This is a genomic window from Acinetobacter sp. YH12058 (assembly GCF_013419805.1).
Taxonomy (GTDB): domain Bacteria; phylum Pseudomonadota; class Gammaproteobacteria; order Pseudomonadales; family Moraxellaceae; genus Acinetobacter; species Acinetobacter towneri.
The window spans coordinates 34,089-50,433 of record NZ_VOZL01000006.1 but is presented as its reverse complement, the minus strand read 5'-3'; the positions used below and the strand labels follow the sequence as shown (position 1 = coordinate 50,433).

Sequence of the window (16,345 nt, the reverse complement as noted above, 5' to 3'; positions counted from 1 at the left end):
ACAGTGTTATTTTATTTCTATTAGAGAGGAATTTTCATCACCCTCAATTTTTACACCTTAAGACTCTAGCTTTAATTCTTGAATCAAGGCTTTGAAATCATCCCCTAATTTTGGATGATCCACCCCATAATGCAATACCGCTTTTAAATAACCCAACTTACTGCCACAGTCAAAAGTCTGACCTTGCATACGGTAAGCTTCGACCACACTGTTTTGTTGCAACATGGCAATGGCATCAGTCAATTGAATTTCATTGCCTGCCCCTTTAGGGGTGTTTTCGAGCAAAGTCATAATTTCTGCAGGCAAGACATAACGCCCCACCACCGATAAATTAGAAGGTGCCGTGCCTACTGCGGGTTTTTCGACAATGCCCTGCATCACGGTACTTTCACCTTCAGCAGGTGCTGCAGCTACATCCACAATACCGTATTGATCGACCAGATGATCTGGTACTGCTTCAACCATAATCTGTGCAGCGTTGCTTTGCTCAAAACGCTGAATCATGCGTGCCAAGTCATTTTGTGCAGCATCATCTTTAACCAATACATCGGGTAACAGCACTGCAAAGGCGTCATTGCCCACTACAGATTTAGCACATAAAACTGCATGCCCTAAGCCTAAAGGTTGTGACTGACGTACACTCACAACACTGACATGTGCAGGTAAAATTTCGGTAATTTCTTTGAGCAAATCCAGTTTTTGTTTTTGTGCTAATGTGGTTTCTAGCTCAAAGTTACGGTCAAAGTAGTTTTCAATGGAGGCTTTAGAGGAATGGGTCACCAAAATAATTTGTTCAATCCCTGCTGCAATTGCCTCGCGCACTACATATTCAATCGCAGGACGATCGACCACGGTCACCATTTCTTTGGGAATGGCTTTACTGGCAGGCAGAAAACGGGTGCCTAAACCTGCAACGGGTAAAATGGCTTTTTTAATCATCTCAGATATCTAATTTTACACAAATTTTTTAGTTAAATTTTACTCATCAACAAGTTGAACTGACTTACTTCAACTTAGTTTTTGAAATTTAGTTCACCTTAACTTCTGTCCCACGTGCATAACCATCCACATAGTGTTCAAGCTGTGCTAAAGCCCAGTCGATATCACTTTGAATTGCAGTTAAGTCATGCATACGCTCGAACACCATCAGCAATTCATCCAACGGATACATTTTTTCATAAGAACGCAAAATACGACTGTGCTGGGTCACTTCGGTATTATCGGCATCAATCAACAATTCTTCGTAAAGTTTTTCGCCTGGGCGTAAGCCTGAATATTGGATTTCAATATCACCTTCCTGACTGCCTGTTTCCCGTAATTTTAACCCACTCAGCGCAATCATTTGACGGGCCAAATCCTGAATGCGTACAGGTTCCCCCATATCCAGCAGGAATACATCGCCCCCCTGACCTAAAGCACCCGCCTGAATCACCAATTGCGAGGCTTCTGGAATGGTCATAAAGTAACGGGTGACTTCAGGATGAGTCACAGTAATGGGCCCACCTTTGGCAATTTGCTGTTTAAACAACGGCACCACCGAACCCGATGAACCCAAAACATTCCCAAAACGGACAATGCTAATTTGGGTCTGATCTTGCGCTTCTGCCATCGCCTGACAATACAATTCTGCCATACGTTTAGACGCGCCCATGACATTGGTCGGACGCACGGCTTTATCGGTAGATATGAGTACAAAGGTTTCTACACCTGTTTTGACCGCTGCATTTAAGCTAAATGCCGTACCAATGGCGTTGTTTTTCAAACCTGCCAATGGGTTACATTCTACCAAGGGCACGTGTTTGTAAGCAGCCGCATGGTACACGGTTTGAACCCTATACTGTTCCATCACTCGCTCTAGTTTGGCCTGATCGAGCACTGAACCTAAAATCGGGATAATCGTGACATCGCTATTTAAGCGTAATTCTTTGTCAATGCTATACAACGCAAATTCGGTCAGTTCATAAATCACCAAGGCTTTGGGTTTATTTTTAACAATTTGGCGACACAGTTCAGAACCAATGGAACCACCCGCGCCTGTGACCAAGACCATTTTGTCCTGAATATTTTTAGCCAACAGTTCGGGTACAGGCGGCACAGGGTCACGCCCGAGCAGGTCAATAATATCGACTTCCTGTATATCCGATACGTGAATTTCACCATCGACCAGTTTGGTCAGTCCTGGAATTTCGGTAATTTTAATATGTGCAGGTTCTAAAAATTTGACAATCTCGCTTTTACGCATCCGTCCTACAGAAGGCAACGCAATCAGAATTTCATCGACATTTTTTTTAGCTAACAATTTTAAGGCGCTGTCTGCGTCGTAGACTTTTAAACGTCCCAATTGCTGCCCAGTGAGTGAGGGATCATCATCAATAAACAACACAGGTAAGTGTTCATCGGAATTGTAGAGTGCTGCTGCGATTTGCTGTCCTGCATTGCCTGCACCATAAATCGCTACACGTTTTTTTTGTACATCGGCCTGTAAATAAGAACGCACGATAAAGCGAATAAAACCGCGGCTAAACCAAACCCATGCGAACATGAGAAATCCGAACATGAGCGGAATTGAGGTGGGGATAAAGGCATCGGTAAAGTAAGCCAGCGCATACAACCCTGCCACAGTCAATGAAGTGCCCAACCCCAATTTGACCATAAACAGTTCGCTGTAGGTGCGCACAATAAAGCGATACACCCCAAAAATAAACAGCGATACAACGGCAATCACACTTACCCATACCGAACCAAAAGCCAAGTTGGGCACCACTTCTGCGCCTAAATCAAACTGGCGAATGGCATAACATAGCCACAGTAATACAGGAAATACACAAAAGTCCAGCACCATTAAAAATGCGAGTTTGACTAAGCGGGGGGATTCTACAGCAGGTTCGATAATGGATTTCACGGAATGAGGCTTCTCAATTTTTTACTGAGGATAGATTGGATGAGACATCTTAAAACAACCCTCAGTTCACACTATTTTTATAAAAGTAAGATATATGACTTTGCAATATTTTACTCTATTTTCGATTTAAAGATTAGATGACTCTATCGCACTGCAATAGCCGAATGATGTAAAGCTGCAACAACCAACCTAACGCAGCCCTTTGCGCCCTATCGCAAGATGAAGATCATCACTTGAAGGCTGCATCATAAGTATGGCTTAGCCTGCCATCTTTTGTATCACCTGCTGAATTGCCGCAATGGTTTTTTCTATGCTGTCATTGCTTAAGTTTGGATGTACCAAGAACATTAAACTGGTTTCGCCCAATTGCTGTGCATTTACTAAACGCTGTGCAGGTCGCCATGCTGTACCATCAAAGGCGTGTTCTAAATACACTTCTGAACATGAGCCGCTAAAACAAGGTACATTCAGCACATTGATTTCCTGCATGATACGATCACGTGACCAACCCACAGGTAACTGTTCGCTATTCACCTGGACATAGCACTTGTAATTGGCATGTACATAGTCACTGTCTGGGTAATGCACAGTAAAAAATGGACTGTCCTGAAAGACTGCCAAAATGCGCTGTGCATGCTCGGTACGTTTTTGTGTCCATTCTGGCATGCGCTGTAATTGTATACGTCCAATCACGGCTTGCATTTCCATCATGCGCCAGTTGGTGCCAAAAGAGTCGTGTAACCAGCGGAACCCTGGTGGATGTTGTTTGTGATAAATGCTGTCGTAATTTTTACCGTGGTCTTTGTACGACCACATTTTTTTCCATAGGTTTTCATCGTTGGTGGTGACCATACCGCCTTCGCCACCTGTGGTCATAATTTTGTCCTGACAGAACGACCACGCACCAATATGTCCAATTGAACCTGCAGCTTTGCCTTTGTACATCGCACCATGTGCTTGGGCACAGTCTTCAATCACATACAGACCCTTTTCTTTTGCCAGTTGCATAATCGGATCCATATCACACATCCACCCTGCCAAATGCACACAAATAATGGCTTTGGTCTTTGGAGTCAGTACTGCTTCAATGGTACGGGCAGATATGTTTTGTGAATCGAGTTCTACATCTGCAAAAATGGGGTTGGCACCTGCTGTAACAATGGAGCTTGCCGAAGCTAAAAAGGTGCGTGAAGTGACAATCACGTCATCACCCGCACCAATGTTCAAGGCTTTTAGTGCAACATCCAAAGCGACAGTACCGTTGGCAAGTGCCACGGCATATTGGGTTTGCGCAAATTGGGCAAATTCTTTTTCAAATTCACGGCACTCTTGCCCTGTCCAGTAGTTAACTTTATTGGACAGTAAAACTTGAGATACGGCATCCGCTTCTTCCTGAGTAAAACTTGGCCATGGTTCAAATGCAGTATTTAGCATGCTTTATCCTAGAATATTAATCGTATTCGTCTTAAAAATTAGTTCTTTTTCAACAATCGCGCAGGGTTACCGACAACGGTCACACCTGCAGGTACACTTTTAGTCACTACTGCGCCCATACCAACCACCGCACCCCGACCAATAACTAAAGGTTGGTCTGGCGTGCCTTGTTTTATCACCGCACCCGCACCAAGATAGGCATGGTCATGAATGTGAATATTGCCATTACACTGAACACCTGGGGCAAAGGTCACAAAGTCACCAATCACACAATCATGTTCTACATAGCTATACAAGTTGGCATGAAAGCATTTACCAATTTTTATATTTGAGGTAATGCTCACAAAAGGGCTGAGTGCTGCACCTGCGGCAATTTCAACCTCATCCATCAGTACGACATTATCTGCCTGAACACTCCAGAGCTCAATTGCATCTTGTTCAAGTTGTATTGAAATTTTTTCACGTACTTTACTATTGGCAATCGCAATCAATACCTGTTTTTGGGTCGCAGGCTGTGCTTTAAATGCCGCATAATTCATGGCACGATGTGAGTTGATGATGGTTTCTGCAACTAAGCTATCATCTATAAATACGATTTCAGCAGAATTTCCCAAACGCTTTAATTGGGCCCTTGCCACTGGCATTAAACTGCGTCCACAGCCTGAAGCACCATAGATTGCATATAGTTCAGTCATGCTGTTGATCCGATTGTGTACCTGTAAATTTAGTCATAGTCGCTTCGCCTGCTTCGTTAATATCATCTTTGGCGAGCACTTTTTTAACCGTTTTCAGCATAATTTTAAAATCTAACCAAACCGATTGATTTTCGACATACCACGTATCGAGTTTAAATTTTTCTTCCCAACTAATGGCATTACGTCCATTTACCTGTGCATGCCCTGTCATACCTGGGCGGACTAAATGGCGTTTGGCTTGTTCTTGGTTATATAGCGGTAAATATTCCATAAGTAATGGCCGTGGGCCAACAATACTCATATCGCCTTTAATCACATTCCACAATTCAGGCATTTCGTCCAGACTGGTAGAGCGCAGCATTTGACCAAAAGGCGTTAGACGTTCACTGTCCGGCAATGGGTTCCCCTGCTCGTCCACAGCATCTTTCATGGTTCGAAACTTGATCATCTCAAAAGGCTTGCCATATAAACCGGGACGCACCTGCCGAAACAAGACCGGAGATCCCAAATTTTTTTTCACTTTGTAAGCAACAAATGCATAAAGTGGTGAAAGCAGGATCAGGGCAATGGAGGCGATGATAATATCGAATAGCCGTTTCAACATAAATCAGTCCACAAGAATTTTTTTATAGAAGTCAAAAACATCTTTAGATGTTTTTTTAACATCCAAAATTTGTTTGAGTTGTTTTGCTCCTTCTTGAGCCATATTAGAAGCATGTTGAGGATTTGATAATGCTTCTAAAATTGCTTCGGCCAAAGCCTTAGGGTTTTCTTTGGGAACTAACCAACCTGTAATACCTGGTTTGACTATATCAGGAAATCCACCAATATCAGTTGCAATAGTTGGCACAGCCATAAGGAGAGATTCTGCCGCACCACCTAAATTCTCAGAATGTGAAGGATGTACCACGACATCTATATCAGGATATAAATCGGGTACATCTGTACGTGTACCTAAAAATAAAATTTGATCACCTAATCTATTCTTGCCATATTCAACAATAGATTGAAAATATTGATCTGCACCCACCCAGGGACCACCAATAATTACACATTTAACATTAGGGTGAGAAGCTATAACTATTTCCATAGCATCTATAAGATCTTCGTGCCCTTTTAAACCACGCGTTTGTCCTAACCATTTTTTTGGTGCATAAGCATACGCAACCATACCAACGACTTTAATATCTTTGGAAATTTCAAATTCTTCTCTTAAAACACCTTTATCTTTTTTCTTATATGTAGATATATCAGTACCATAAAAAGTAGTCATTAAACGATCATGCTTAATACCTGAAGCTAAATAAATCTGTTGAGAAAGATTACAGGTAGGGATCCAATAGTCATATTTATTAGCTAACTTAAGGTCAAGAGCACGAGTTAATTTCTTTTCTAAATGTAAAGGGCCTGGCACTTGGAATATTTTTTTAATTCTTAAACCCTTCATCGCAATACGCATAAATATGGTAGTACCGACAAAATGTGAATGAACTATATCTGGTTTAATTTCTTTCAATAATGAGCGAAATAAACTTATATTAGAAAGAAATAAATTAGGCTTTTTAATTAAAGAGGAAAAATCGACATTTAGAATATGAACTTTAGCACCTTTATCCCTATAATTTTGAGCTAAACCTTGATTATTAGGTAAAACAATATGTATATCACAACCTAAAGTAACTAGTTGCTCAATTTGTTTCAAAGCCCAATTAGCACCAGAAGTAGTTTTAATTAAATGTAAAACTTTCATAACTGAAAACCCACAAAAAATATAATTAATAAAACTAAATTTTACTTTTAGTTTCTTTTATTAAATTTAATTGTTTAACATATTCATTACACACCTCTTCCGGAACAAATTCTTTATTTCTTCTTTTATGTAAAATAGACATCAAACCGAATAAAGAAAAAATTAACACAATAATTTTTTTTAAATTCAATTTAAAAAGACTAAACAAATATTTTCTATAACCAATTATTCCTTTATAGTTATTTTTTATAGCTTTGATTTGTATATTATAAGCCTTTAACATTTTATTTTTATTTACGTTTCCCTCTTCACGATAATAATATAAGTAATCATTAATAAATCCTATATTTAAATCATTATTAATAGCGGCTTTTAGCCATAATTCATAATCTTGAGCTACAACTGTTGACTCATTATAATTATTTCTTTTATACCAAGAACTTCTAGCAAGAATTGAAGCATGAACAATATTAGACTTACATAGAAGGACATCAGTTTTTGAAATTTCTTTATGTGAATAGGTTCTTAGTCCAATCAATTGATCCTTATTACTAATAGAAAGTAGCGACGTTGATACTAAATCGTACTCAGAATGTTTTAAAAGAAATTGTATTTGCTTCTCAATCCGATCATTAGGTATAAGATCATCTCCGTCCATACGTGCAATAAATTCATATTTTGCCTCGTTAATAATTTGATTTAATCTACTAGCTAACTTTTTATTTTCTCCGTCAGAAATTACCCTTATACGTTTATCTTTCTTTGCATATAGTTGCGCTATAGCAAGTGATTGATCAGTCGATCCATCATCAATTAGAATTAATTCCCAAAAGGTATGTGTCTGAGCTAGCACAGAACAAATTGCGGCCTCTAAATATTTTTCATTATTATAAAAGGGTATACCAATAGTCACGTAAATTGGGTTATGCATTAGAAAATCTCAAAAATTGGGTTAATAATATAAGGAGTAAGGTTACTAAACCTATAAGTAGTTAAGCTAAAGTATATCACAGAAAGAATAATAGAAATAAGAGTGATATATATATTATTAATTTTTTTCAAAGCAAATGGAATCAACAAAACCAATACCCATGTAAAATAATTTAATAAGCGCTGAGGACCTGATGGATTTAAGCTTAACATCATTATAGGCAACATAAAAAACACCCCCAAGCAATAAAATAAATAAATTTTATTATAATATTCATCCCTTATATTATAAAATTTATTTAAAATAAATAAAAGAATAGATAATATTAAATAGAAAAAAAAGGTTAAAACACCACCAGAGCTCTCAGAAACTTCTGAGTAAGATTCATATCTATCATTAGATGCAGAAAATACTAAAACCAATATTTCACCAAAAAACAAAGAAGAAAGAAAAGCAATAATAACCTTATATATACTTTTTATATGAAGATGCAATAAAAAATAAAAAGGAATTAAAAATAAAGCAGTGAGATGAAAAAGTGAAGCAAAGAAGCTTATGAATAAAAATGGAAGTAATTTTTTTTCTAATAAATATGGTGTAGCAAGTGTTAAAAATGCCATTGCCATGCCTTGTCTAAGACCATTAAAAAAAAATGTATATGTGCCTAATGTTATAAACAAAAAAATAGAAAAACCATAGTTAACACTATATTTTTTAATAATGATTAAATAAGAAAAAACAATTAACAGAGCAGTGACAAAAAATAATACAAAATATTCAACCTTAAGACTTAGTAATAAAAACTCTAAAACTTGATAACCTAATTCAATATTTTTATCAAATATAAAATACTCAGCATTAATGTTATTTAGAAAGTTCCTAACATAAGTTCTTGAGTCAGTACCTACTTGATAACTCCTTATTCCAGCAAAACCACTTAATAAAAATAAAGGAACAAAAAAAGAATTACGGTTTACTGACTTTTTCTCTACGTAAATCCATATCGTAGTAATAAGTATGAGCAAAAAATAAGGAATCATCTATAACTCTTAAAAAATATATCAGGAAATAAATATGATTTAAAAATTTAAATCTCCTTTTGTAATATAAAAGAGATATACTGTTCAGAAATAGTATTAATATGATATTTTGAACGATGATCTTGATAATTTTTTATAAGATTTTCCCGCATTAATGGATTGATCATTAATTCCTTTAAATAGAATTTATAAGTTTCTTTTTCATACATTGGTATTAAAAATCCATTTTTTTTATTCTGAATTAAATCTGCTGGGCCAGCTGGGCAATTATATGCAATACAAGGCAATGGATATGCTAATGCTTCACTCAAAGCATTTGGAAAACCTTCAGAGAGAGAGGTAAAACAAAAAATAGATCCATGTGCTAAATAACTATCTATATTTTTAACAGCACCAATAAGTTTAACACGATCATTTATCATTAAACTATTAATATAATTTTGTAACAACTCTTTATCTGGTCCATCTCCAATAATCCAAAGTTCCCAATTCTTCTCAATATCAACCTCGTAAAAAATATCAATTAATTCTTTAAAATTTTTAATAGGAATTAATCGACCTACCGAAATAATAATATTACTTTTATTCTTTATATATATATTTTCAATTTCTCTTAATGGATTAGGTATCACAGTTATATTATGATTATAATTTTTCTTTAAAGAGTTTTTTCTTGCTAATTCTGTTTGTGAAATCATACCATTTGCAAATGGATAAATTATTTTTCGTAATAGTTGTGTAATAAATCCTAGTTTTTTATTTGGACTACTTCTATCTGAAATAAATATAGGAATACCTGCTAGCTTAGAACAAACTATTGAAAAAGGGTTAAAAACCTCACTGAATGAAAGCACTACATTAGGTTTTATTTGTTTTAAACTCTTAACTAAATAATAAAATAATTTCATTTTATTTAAAAAGCCTTTTTTATATTTAAAATTTGGCTCAACTATATGCACATTACTATCTATATAGTAAAAACTATCCTTACTTACAAGACAAACAATATACAGACAATATCCTTTACCTACAGCATAATTTGATAGCAAAGAAATTACTCTTTCCATTCCTCCCATTTTTAGAGTTGGAACTATAAAGCATATTTTTTTTTCTCTATTCATAAAAAATTCTCTACTTTAATTTGCTCAATCATCCAACCATATGGATCAATACTACCTTCATGCCATTGTAAGAAATTATCCCAATAACCTGGACAATCTTTATATCCACTCACTGAAAAACCATAACTAATTTCTACAATTAAAGGATTACCATTAATATCAAAAATAAAATCGTAAGCTAAACACTGAGTTTTTAATTTATCACTTATTTCAAAAGCAACCTCTAAACACTTTAAATTAATTTCTGAGTTATTATAAATAATATTACCACTACCCGATGCACGAAAATCATTTTCTCTTACCATTCGCTTAATAGCAAAAGCCTTTCCCCCTATTACAATTATACGTATATCAAAATTGTTATTTGGAATAAATTCTTGAAAATATATATACCCTTTCTCAGAAGGCTGTTTCTTCGAAAAATCTGTACCTATAAAAAAACGACCTAATGCTTTTAATACTCCTAAAAAACTATCATGTCCTTTTTTAAATTTCCCATAACGTTCTTTTAAATTATTAACCTTGTCGAATTGGGAAAAACCTTTCCCAAAAGCCCTATTAATTAAATTTATAGCATCTTTACTATTATTTACTAATTTAACATTCGTAGCACCTGCCCCTCCTTTAAGCTTAAATACTTTAGGGTAAGTAGTCTTTTTAGCCCACTCTAAAGCTAGAGGTTTATCATAAAATACATAACTTGGCACTAAAGGTGCATTTATTGCCTCTAATAAATATTTTTGAGCTACTTTATTATCAAAATGCCACCCTGTTTTAAAATCTGGAAAAACTTTAATACCAGCATGCTCTAATGCAAATAATATTTTTTTTGCAGTTAGGACATCTTTAAATTGACCATGGTGATGATGCCACATAAATATATTACAATCTGAAACCTCTTTAATAATATCATTATTAAATGCATTCACAATTTTATAATCAATATTATTTTTTTTACAATATGCGATCCAACAATCTGAGAACCCACCTTGTCTATGATGAATTGCAATTTTCATTTTGCTAAAATACTCCGTTGTATAGCTTTAGCTTTAAACATAATACATAAACCTAGAATAACTCTTGTTCCTGCAATTACACAAGCTGCACCCAAAAAATTATAAAAATAAATAATTGGAAAAGAAAAAATAAAACCAATGATTGAACATATAATTGTAATATTTCTTAATGATTCTTCAAAGCCGTGAATTATTAAGTAATTCAAACCATAGGTATTTATGAGTGTTTGAAAAATTAAAGAAAATGCAATAATTTGTAAAACTGGTATTGCATTATAAAATTCAGGTGTAAAAAATATTTTAATAATAAAAGGAGCTAAAATAACCAATAAAGTAGAAAATATTACTGTAATTGAAATATTTATTTTTTCAAAAACACTGTGCTTGTTTGATCTTCTCGATAAAAAAGGGAAAAAAACTCGCGATAATATATTAATAAACTGTTGAGCAATATTGGCAAATTTACTACCTGCATCTAATAAACCATTTGCTACACTACCTCCCCAAAAACCAAGCAGTACCGATGAGAAACTATTATAAAAGTTTGGTACAATATTATTAATAAAAACATCTTTACTATTTTTTATAGTCAGCATTATCTCTTTTCTTTTAGGGGGTAATACTTTAACCTGCCATTTAAAAATAATCAAGTAAAATGAAACCACACCTACTAATATTGAGCCTAGACTTAAAAATAAAGGTTGTAAAATGAAATCAGATTTTTCTTTAACAAATAAAAAAATACATATGGTAAAAATAGCTTTAGAAATTAAATCAAAAATTGTAATAAATTTCATTTTTTCTATAGCTTGGAAAAACCAGTCAGCAAATAAAATTTTAGCCGGTACAAGCATAAAGGTAATGAATAATAGTATTTGATTTTCTTTTAGGTAAGGAATAAATTCAGTAAGAATAAAAAGTATAATAAAAGAAACTAAAGCAAGTAAACTTTTAGCCCAAAGTACATTAGAAAAAATTTCAGACACTTTTTCTAAATTATCTCTATTACGTGCTACATCACGGGTAGCAGTATAACTAAAGCCCCAATCAGTAATAGTCTGAAACCAAACTATTACTGCTGCTGCAAAAGCAATTTTACCAAAACCGTCCACCCCTATTACTCGTGCCAAATAAGGAATAGTGAGTAATGGAAAAATATAGCCAGCAATTTGCATTATCATCAAATAACCAAAGTTACTGGCTAAAGCTTTACCATCTTTATTAGCACTTAAACGATTTTTAAGTACCTTAATTCTATTTAGCATATTTACTTACTGAAATTGATATACCAAGGCATGGCTTGATCAATTCCTTGTGCAATTACAAATTGTGGCTGATAAGCTAATAAGCTTTTAATCTTTTCAATACTGGCTTGTGAGTGTCGTACATCCCCTGCACGGAAATCACGATATACAGGCTCTTTCGTATAAGTCACGCCACTTTCATTTAACGCAGCTTTAATGGCGTTAAACAAATCATTCAGTGTAGTACGATCCCCCACTGCCACATTATAAACCTGATTTTTGGCTTCATCATTTTGTGTGGTAGCAGCTAAAATATTGGCTTGAACGGTATTTTCAATAAAACAAAAATCCCGACTGGTTTCACCATCACCATTAATAAAAACATCATCATCTGCAATCATAGCTGCAGTCCATTTCGGAATCACCGCTGCATAAGCACCGTTCGGGTCTTGACGTTTTCCAAACACATTAAAGTAACGTAAGCCAATTGCCTTAAAACCATAAGTCCTTGCAAATACATCTGCGTATAACTCATTCACATATTTGGTTACCGCATAAGGCGAAAGTGGGTTACCAATATTTTCTTCCACTTTTGGTAACGCTGGGTGATCACCATAAGTTGAACTGCTGGCGGCATAGGTAAAGCTAGATACTTTAGCATCACGTGCTGCCACCAACATATTCAAAAAACCTGTAATATTGGCAGCATTTGTGGTAATTGGGTCTGCAATAGAACGTGGCACAGAACCCAAAGCTGCTTCATGCAAGACATAGTCCACTCCTGCACATGCTTTCTGGCAATCTGCAAAATTACGGATATCACCTTCATAAAACTTGAAGTTTGCCCACTGTTCAGGCTTGACCAGACTTTGCACTTCATCCAAATTATGTTGATGACCTGTGGCAAAATTGTCCAGACCTACCACTTTTTGGTTCAGCTTTAACAGGGTTTCCAGCAAATTCGAGCCAATAAAACCTGCCACGCCAGTAACTAACCAGGTTTTGGGTGCTTGTTCTAATTGCTCGCATACAGTCTGATATTGGCTCATTCTTATACAGGTCCCTAAAAATTATAAACGAAGGTCAGATTCAGATTGTTCTAATACATATTTTAAGTCATATAAAATATGTTCTGGTTTGGCTAAAGCACGAATATCTGTAGCCCCCATTGCTTTAAACTGCTCATGTGCAACTGCTAAAATGACGGCATCGTACTGGCCTTGCTCTAGGCTTGAAATTGGGGTAATACCGTATTCATGCTCGGCTTCCTGCACATCGACCCAAGGGTCATACACATCTGCCTGAATATTAAATTCTTGTAGCTCATTCACAATATCAATAATTTTGGTATTGCGAATATCTGGGCAGTTTTCTTTAAAGCTAAGCCCGAGCACTAAAACCTTGGCACCTTCAACCTGGATTTTTTTCTTGATCATGGCTTTAACCAATTGGGTCACTACATAAGCCCCCATACCATCATTCAGGCGGCGACCTGCCAGAATGATTTCAGGGTGATAACCGATAGACTGCGCTTTATGGGTTAAATAGTAGGGATCAACACCAATACAGTGTCCACCGACCAAACCCGGACGGAATGGCAAAAAATTCCATTTGGTACCAGCAGCCTGCAATACTGCTTCAGTATCAATACCCAACTTATTAAAGATTACGGCTAATTCATTAATTAAAGCAATGTTCACATCACGTTGGGTATTTTCAATGACCTTAGCAGCTTCAGCCACTTTTATACTCGCAGCCTTATGTGTACCTGCTTCAATCACAAGGTTATAAACTTGGTCTACAAAATCTGCCACTTCTGGGGTAGAGCCTGAAGTGATTTTTAAAATATTGGTGACTCGGTGTAGCTTATCGCCTGGGTTAATCCGTTCCGGACTATAACCGGCGAAGAAGTCCTGATTAAATTTTAAACCTGACACTTGTTCCAAAACTGGAATACAAGCTTCTTCAGTTGCACCTGGGTATACTGTAGACTCGTACACCACTACATCGCCTTTTTTAAGCACTTTCCCTATACTGGTAGAGGCTTTAATAAGTGGGGTTAAATCAGGTTGTTTAAATTCATCAATTGGGGTTGGAACCGTCACAATAAAAAAGTTGCAGCTGCGTAAGTCATCTAAATTGGCTGAGTAACTTAAATGTGTAGCTTGTTTAAGTTCTTCTGGCGACACTTCTAAGGTGTGATCTTCTCCACTTTGTAATTCTTGTATTCGTTTTTGGTGGATATCAAAACCAACCACTGGCAATTTTTTCCCGAATTCAACTGCCAAGGGTAAACCGACATAGCCTAAACCAATAACGGCAATTTTTAGCTCAGAGAGTTGTAGCATTTTAGCGCCTTTAATTTATATCTGTATTTTATGAAGAATGAATCTTTCGGCAGGGATACTAGCAGAAATTTATGAAATTTCTATTATGATTTGTGCTCAAGTGACGTGAAAAAGATTGCAATGTATAATTTTTGTGAATATTCACTTTTTCTATTTAGAATAACTTCATAATTTTTTTTATGAATTCTCTTTTCTGCCTTAAGATTCGGCCAAATATGCAAAATGGTTACAAATTGCTATATACCTCTTTCACAAGTTCGGTAAAATGACAGCAATTTATCCAAAACGATTTTAAAAAATTAATAATAGGATCTCGCGTGCGACACTTTCAACTGGCTATTTTATTGGCATGTGGCATTGCCACTACGGGGTGCGCTGTCACCTCTGGTTTACAAACCTATGACTTACCAAATGAAGGGGTCTATACCACCGACTTGGGTACAGCGGTCAATGTGATTAAACTCACCCAAGAATCAATGCTAGCAGTGCAGCCTGCAGTTCACAATATTCAACAAGACTATGCGCATTTATTTCATACACCACAGCGTCAATACACCTTAAGTTCAGGTGATATTCTCTCTATTTATTTATGGGCATATCCTGAAATTACCCCGCCAACCAATACCATTAGTAACGAAAAAGCCGTTGAGTCAAATGGTTATCAAATTGACTCACAGGGTTATATTCAATTTCCGATTATCGGGCGTTATAAAGCGGCAGGTAAATCTTTAGCGCAAGTGAATCGTGAGTTGCGCGGTCAATTGGCACGTTATTTAAAAACCCCAGACGTGATTGTGCGAGTCTTGTCTTACCAAGGACAGCGATACTCGGTACAAGGCAATGTCATGAAAGGCGGGCAATTCTATTTAAATGATCAACCTGTCAGTGTCTATACCGCTTTAGGTATGGCAGGCGGGGTCAATGCCCAACAAGGTGACAATGCTTCAATGACTTTAGTGCGTCAGGGGCGTAGCTATCAACTCAATACCGTAGAGTTGGAAAAAGCAGGCTTGTCATTGCACAACTTACTCATCCAGCCGAATGACACCTTGTATGTCAATAACCGTGAAAACCAAAAAATTTATGTGATGGGTGAGTCGGGTAAAAACCAGTCCTTACCTATGCGTGATCAAGGCATGAGCTTAAGCGATGTATTGGGTGAAAGCTTGGGCTTAAACCCACTGTCTGCCAGCCGCAGTAAAATTTATGTAGTCCGTAGCCAGCCGAATGCAGCACATACCGAAGTCTATCATATGGATTTAACTAGCATTGCCGATTTTGGTCTGGCCAATCAGTTTAAAATGCGCAGCAATGATATTGTCTATGTCGATGCTTCAGGCCTGGCCCGCTGGCAACGTGTCGTGAATCAGATTATTCCATTCTCAAATGCTTTATATAACCTAGATCGTTTGGGGAACTAATGAAAATTAATCACATTTTGGTGGTGTGTATTGGCAATATTTGCCGTAGCCCCATGGCAGAATACTTTTTAAAACAGCAATATCCACACTTACAGATTGAATCTGCAGGTATTTCAGGTTTGGTGGGTCATGCAGCCGATGACAAAGCCCGTTTATGTATGCAACGTCACGGCATCGACATGAGTCCACACGTAGCAAAAAAACTCAATGCAGACTTAATTAAAAAAGCCGACCTGATTTTGGTGATGAGCCAAAATCAACAAAAGCATGTGGAACAAACCTGGCCCTTTGCTAAAGGCAAAACCTTTAGATTGGGGCACTGGCAAAGTAAAAACGTGGCCGACCCCTATCAGCACGATCAGGCCGTATTTGATGAGACCTGTGCGTTAATTCAAGCCTGCATTGCCGACTGGAAAAAATATATCTAGTTTATTGATATTCTA

The 16,345-nt window shown here is 36.4% G+C and carries 15 protein-coding genes; 2 read left to right on the top strand and 13 right to left on the bottom strand.

Annotation, left to right across the window (positions count from 1 at the left end; translation table 11 throughout):
- Positions 1–57: 57 nt before the first annotated feature.
- The 13 genes from galU to tviB form a co-directional block, all read right to left on the bottom strand.
- Positions 58–939, bottom strand: coding sequence for a UTP--glucose-1-phosphate uridylyltransferase GalU (galU, locus tag FTU09_RS05690; protein WP_180079763.1), 882 nt, complete (start codon positions 937–939; stop codon positions 58–60).
- A gap of 88 nt (positions 940–1,027) precedes the next feature.
- Positions 1,028–2,902: a nucleoside-diphosphate sugar epimerase/dehydratase gene (locus tag FTU09_RS05685; RefSeq protein ID WP_180079761.1), complete on the bottom strand. Its 1,875-nt coding sequence runs from the start codon at positions 2,900–2,902 to the stop codon at positions 1,028–1,030.
- 258 nt (positions 2,903–3,160) lie between these two features.
- Positions 3,161–4,336 (bottom strand): DegT/DnrJ/EryC1/StrS aminotransferase family protein, encoded by a 1,176-nt coding sequence (locus FTU09_RS05680; protein WP_180079759.1) that lies wholly within the window; start codon positions 4,334–4,336, stop codon positions 3,161–3,163.
- Between the two features lie 38 nt (positions 4,337–4,374).
- Positions 4,375–5,031 carry an acetyltransferase gene (locus tag FTU09_RS05675; protein WP_180079757.1) on the bottom strand — a complete coding sequence of 219 codons (657 nt, stop codon included), beginning with the start codon at positions 5,029–5,031 and terminating at the stop codon, positions 4,375–4,377.
- Complete coding sequence (locus FTU09_RS05670) at positions 5,024–5,635, bottom strand: sugar transferase (RefSeq protein ID WP_180079755.1); 612 nt, start codon at positions 5,633–5,635, stop codon at positions 5,024–5,026. Before FTU09_RS05670 ends, FTU09_RS05675 begins: the two co-directional genes overlap by 8 nt.
- Positions 5,636–5,638: 3 nt before the next feature.
- Positions 5,639–6,781: a glycosyltransferase family 4 protein gene (locus tag FTU09_RS05665; protein ID WP_180079753.1), complete on the bottom strand. Its 1,143-nt coding sequence runs from the start codon at positions 6,779–6,781 to the stop codon at positions 5,639–5,641.
- Between the two features lie 34 nt (positions 6,782–6,815).
- Positions 6,816–7,712: a glycosyltransferase family 2 protein gene (locus FTU09_RS05660; protein WP_180079752.1), complete on the bottom strand. Its 897-nt coding sequence runs from the start codon at positions 7,710–7,712 to the stop codon at positions 6,816–6,818.
- On the bottom strand, positions 7,712–8,752 hold the full coding sequence (locus FTU09_RS05655; protein ID WP_180079750.1) for an EpsG family protein: 1,041 nt from the start codon (positions 8,750–8,752) through the stop codon (positions 7,712–7,714). The genes FTU09_RS05660 and FTU09_RS05655 overlap by 1 nt, the downstream gene beginning before the upstream one ends.
- Positions 8,753–8,799: 47 nt before the next feature.
- On the bottom strand, positions 8,800–9,873 hold the full coding sequence (locus tag FTU09_RS05650; RefSeq protein WP_180079748.1) for a glycosyltransferase: 1,074 nt from the start codon (positions 9,871–9,873) through the stop codon (positions 8,800–8,802).
- Entirely contained in the window at positions 9,870–10,889 is a 1,020-nt protein-coding gene (locus FTU09_RS05645; RefSeq protein ID WP_180079746.1) for a RimK family alpha-L-glutamate ligase, read from the bottom strand. The genes FTU09_RS05650 and FTU09_RS05645 overlap by 4 nt, the downstream gene beginning before the upstream one ends.
- Positions 10,886–12,154, bottom strand: coding sequence for an oligosaccharide flippase family protein (locus tag FTU09_RS05640; protein ID WP_180079744.1), 1,269 nt, complete (start codon positions 12,152–12,154; stop codon positions 10,886–10,888). The genes FTU09_RS05645 and FTU09_RS05640 overlap by 4 nt, the downstream gene beginning before the upstream one ends.
- A gap of 2 nt (positions 12,155–12,156) precedes the next feature.
- Positions 12,157–13,182 carry an NAD-dependent epimerase/dehydratase family protein gene (locus tag FTU09_RS05635; protein WP_180079742.1) on the bottom strand — a complete coding sequence of 342 codons (1,026 nt, stop codon included), beginning with the start codon at positions 13,180–13,182 and terminating at the stop codon, positions 12,157–12,159.
- A 21-nt stretch (positions 13,183–13,203) separates the two neighbouring features.
- Entirely contained in the window at positions 13,204–14,481 is a 1,278-nt protein-coding gene (gene tviB / locus FTU09_RS05630; protein WP_180079740.1) for a Vi polysaccharide biosynthesis UDP-N-acetylglucosamine C-6 dehydrogenase TviB, read from the bottom strand.
- Positions 14,482–14,798: 317 nt separating this feature from the next.
- Between tviB and FTU09_RS05625 the strand changes: the two genes are divergently transcribed.
- Together FTU09_RS05625 and FTU09_RS05620 are read left to right on the top strand one after the other, a co-directional pair.
- Complete coding sequence (locus FTU09_RS05625; protein ID WP_180079738.1) at positions 14,799–15,902, top strand: polysaccharide biosynthesis/export family protein; 1,104 nt, start codon at positions 14,799–14,801, stop codon at positions 15,900–15,902.
- Positions 15,902–16,330 carry a low molecular weight protein-tyrosine-phosphatase gene (locus FTU09_RS05620; protein WP_019837353.1) on the top strand — a complete coding sequence of 143 codons (429 nt, stop codon included), beginning with the start codon at positions 15,902–15,904 and terminating at the stop codon, positions 16,328–16,330. The genes FTU09_RS05625 and FTU09_RS05620 overlap by 1 nt, the downstream gene beginning before the upstream one ends.
- The last annotated feature ends 15 nt before the right edge of the window (positions 16,331–16,345 follow it).

Coding starts and splice junctions, on each gene's coding strand:
- galU (WP_180079763.1), bottom strand. CDS start 939: ATGATTAAAAAAGCCATTTTACCCGTTGCAGGTTTAGGCACCCGTTTT.
- FTU09_RS05650 (WP_180079748.1), bottom strand. CDS start 9,873: ATGAATAGAGAAAAAAAAATATGCTTTATAGTTCCAACTCTAAAAATG.
- FTU09_RS05665 (WP_180079753.1), bottom strand. CDS start 6,781: ATGAAAGTTTTACATTTAATTAAAACTACTTCTGGTGCTAATTGGGCT.
- FTU09_RS05655 (WP_180079750.1), bottom strand. CDS start 8,752: ATGATTCCTTATTTTTTGCTCATACTTATTACTACGATATGGATTTAC.
- tviB (WP_180079740.1), bottom strand. CDS start 14,481: ATGCTACAACTCTCTGAGCTAAAAATTGCCGTTATTGGTTTAGGCTAT.
- FTU09_RS05635 (WP_180079742.1), bottom strand. CDS start 13,182: ATGAGCCAATATCAGACTGTATGCGAGCAATTAGAACAAGCACCCAAA.
- FTU09_RS05680 (WP_180079759.1), bottom strand. CDS start 4,336: ATGCTAAATACTGCATTTGAACCATGGCCAAGTTTTACTCAGGAAGAA.
- FTU09_RS05670 (WP_180079755.1), bottom strand. CDS start 5,635: ATGTTGAAACGGCTATTCGATATTATCATCGCCTCCATTGCCCTGATC.
- FTU09_RS05645 (WP_180079746.1), bottom strand. CDS start 10,889: ATGAAAATTGCAATTCATCATAGACAAGGTGGGTTCTCAGATTGTTGG.
- FTU09_RS05660 (WP_180079752.1), bottom strand. CDS start 7,712: ATGCATAACCCAATTTACGTGACTATTGGTATACCCTTTTATAATAAT.
- FTU09_RS05620 (WP_019837353.1), top strand. CDS start 15,902: ATGAAAATTAATCACATTTTGGTGGTGTGTATTGGCAATATTTGCCGT.
- FTU09_RS05640 (WP_180079744.1), bottom strand. CDS start 12,154: ATGCTAAATAGAATTAAGGTACTTAAAAATCGTTTAAGTGCTAATAAA.
- FTU09_RS05675 (WP_180079757.1), bottom strand. CDS start 5,031: ATGACTGAACTATATGCAATCTATGGTGCTTCAGGCTGTGGACGCAGT.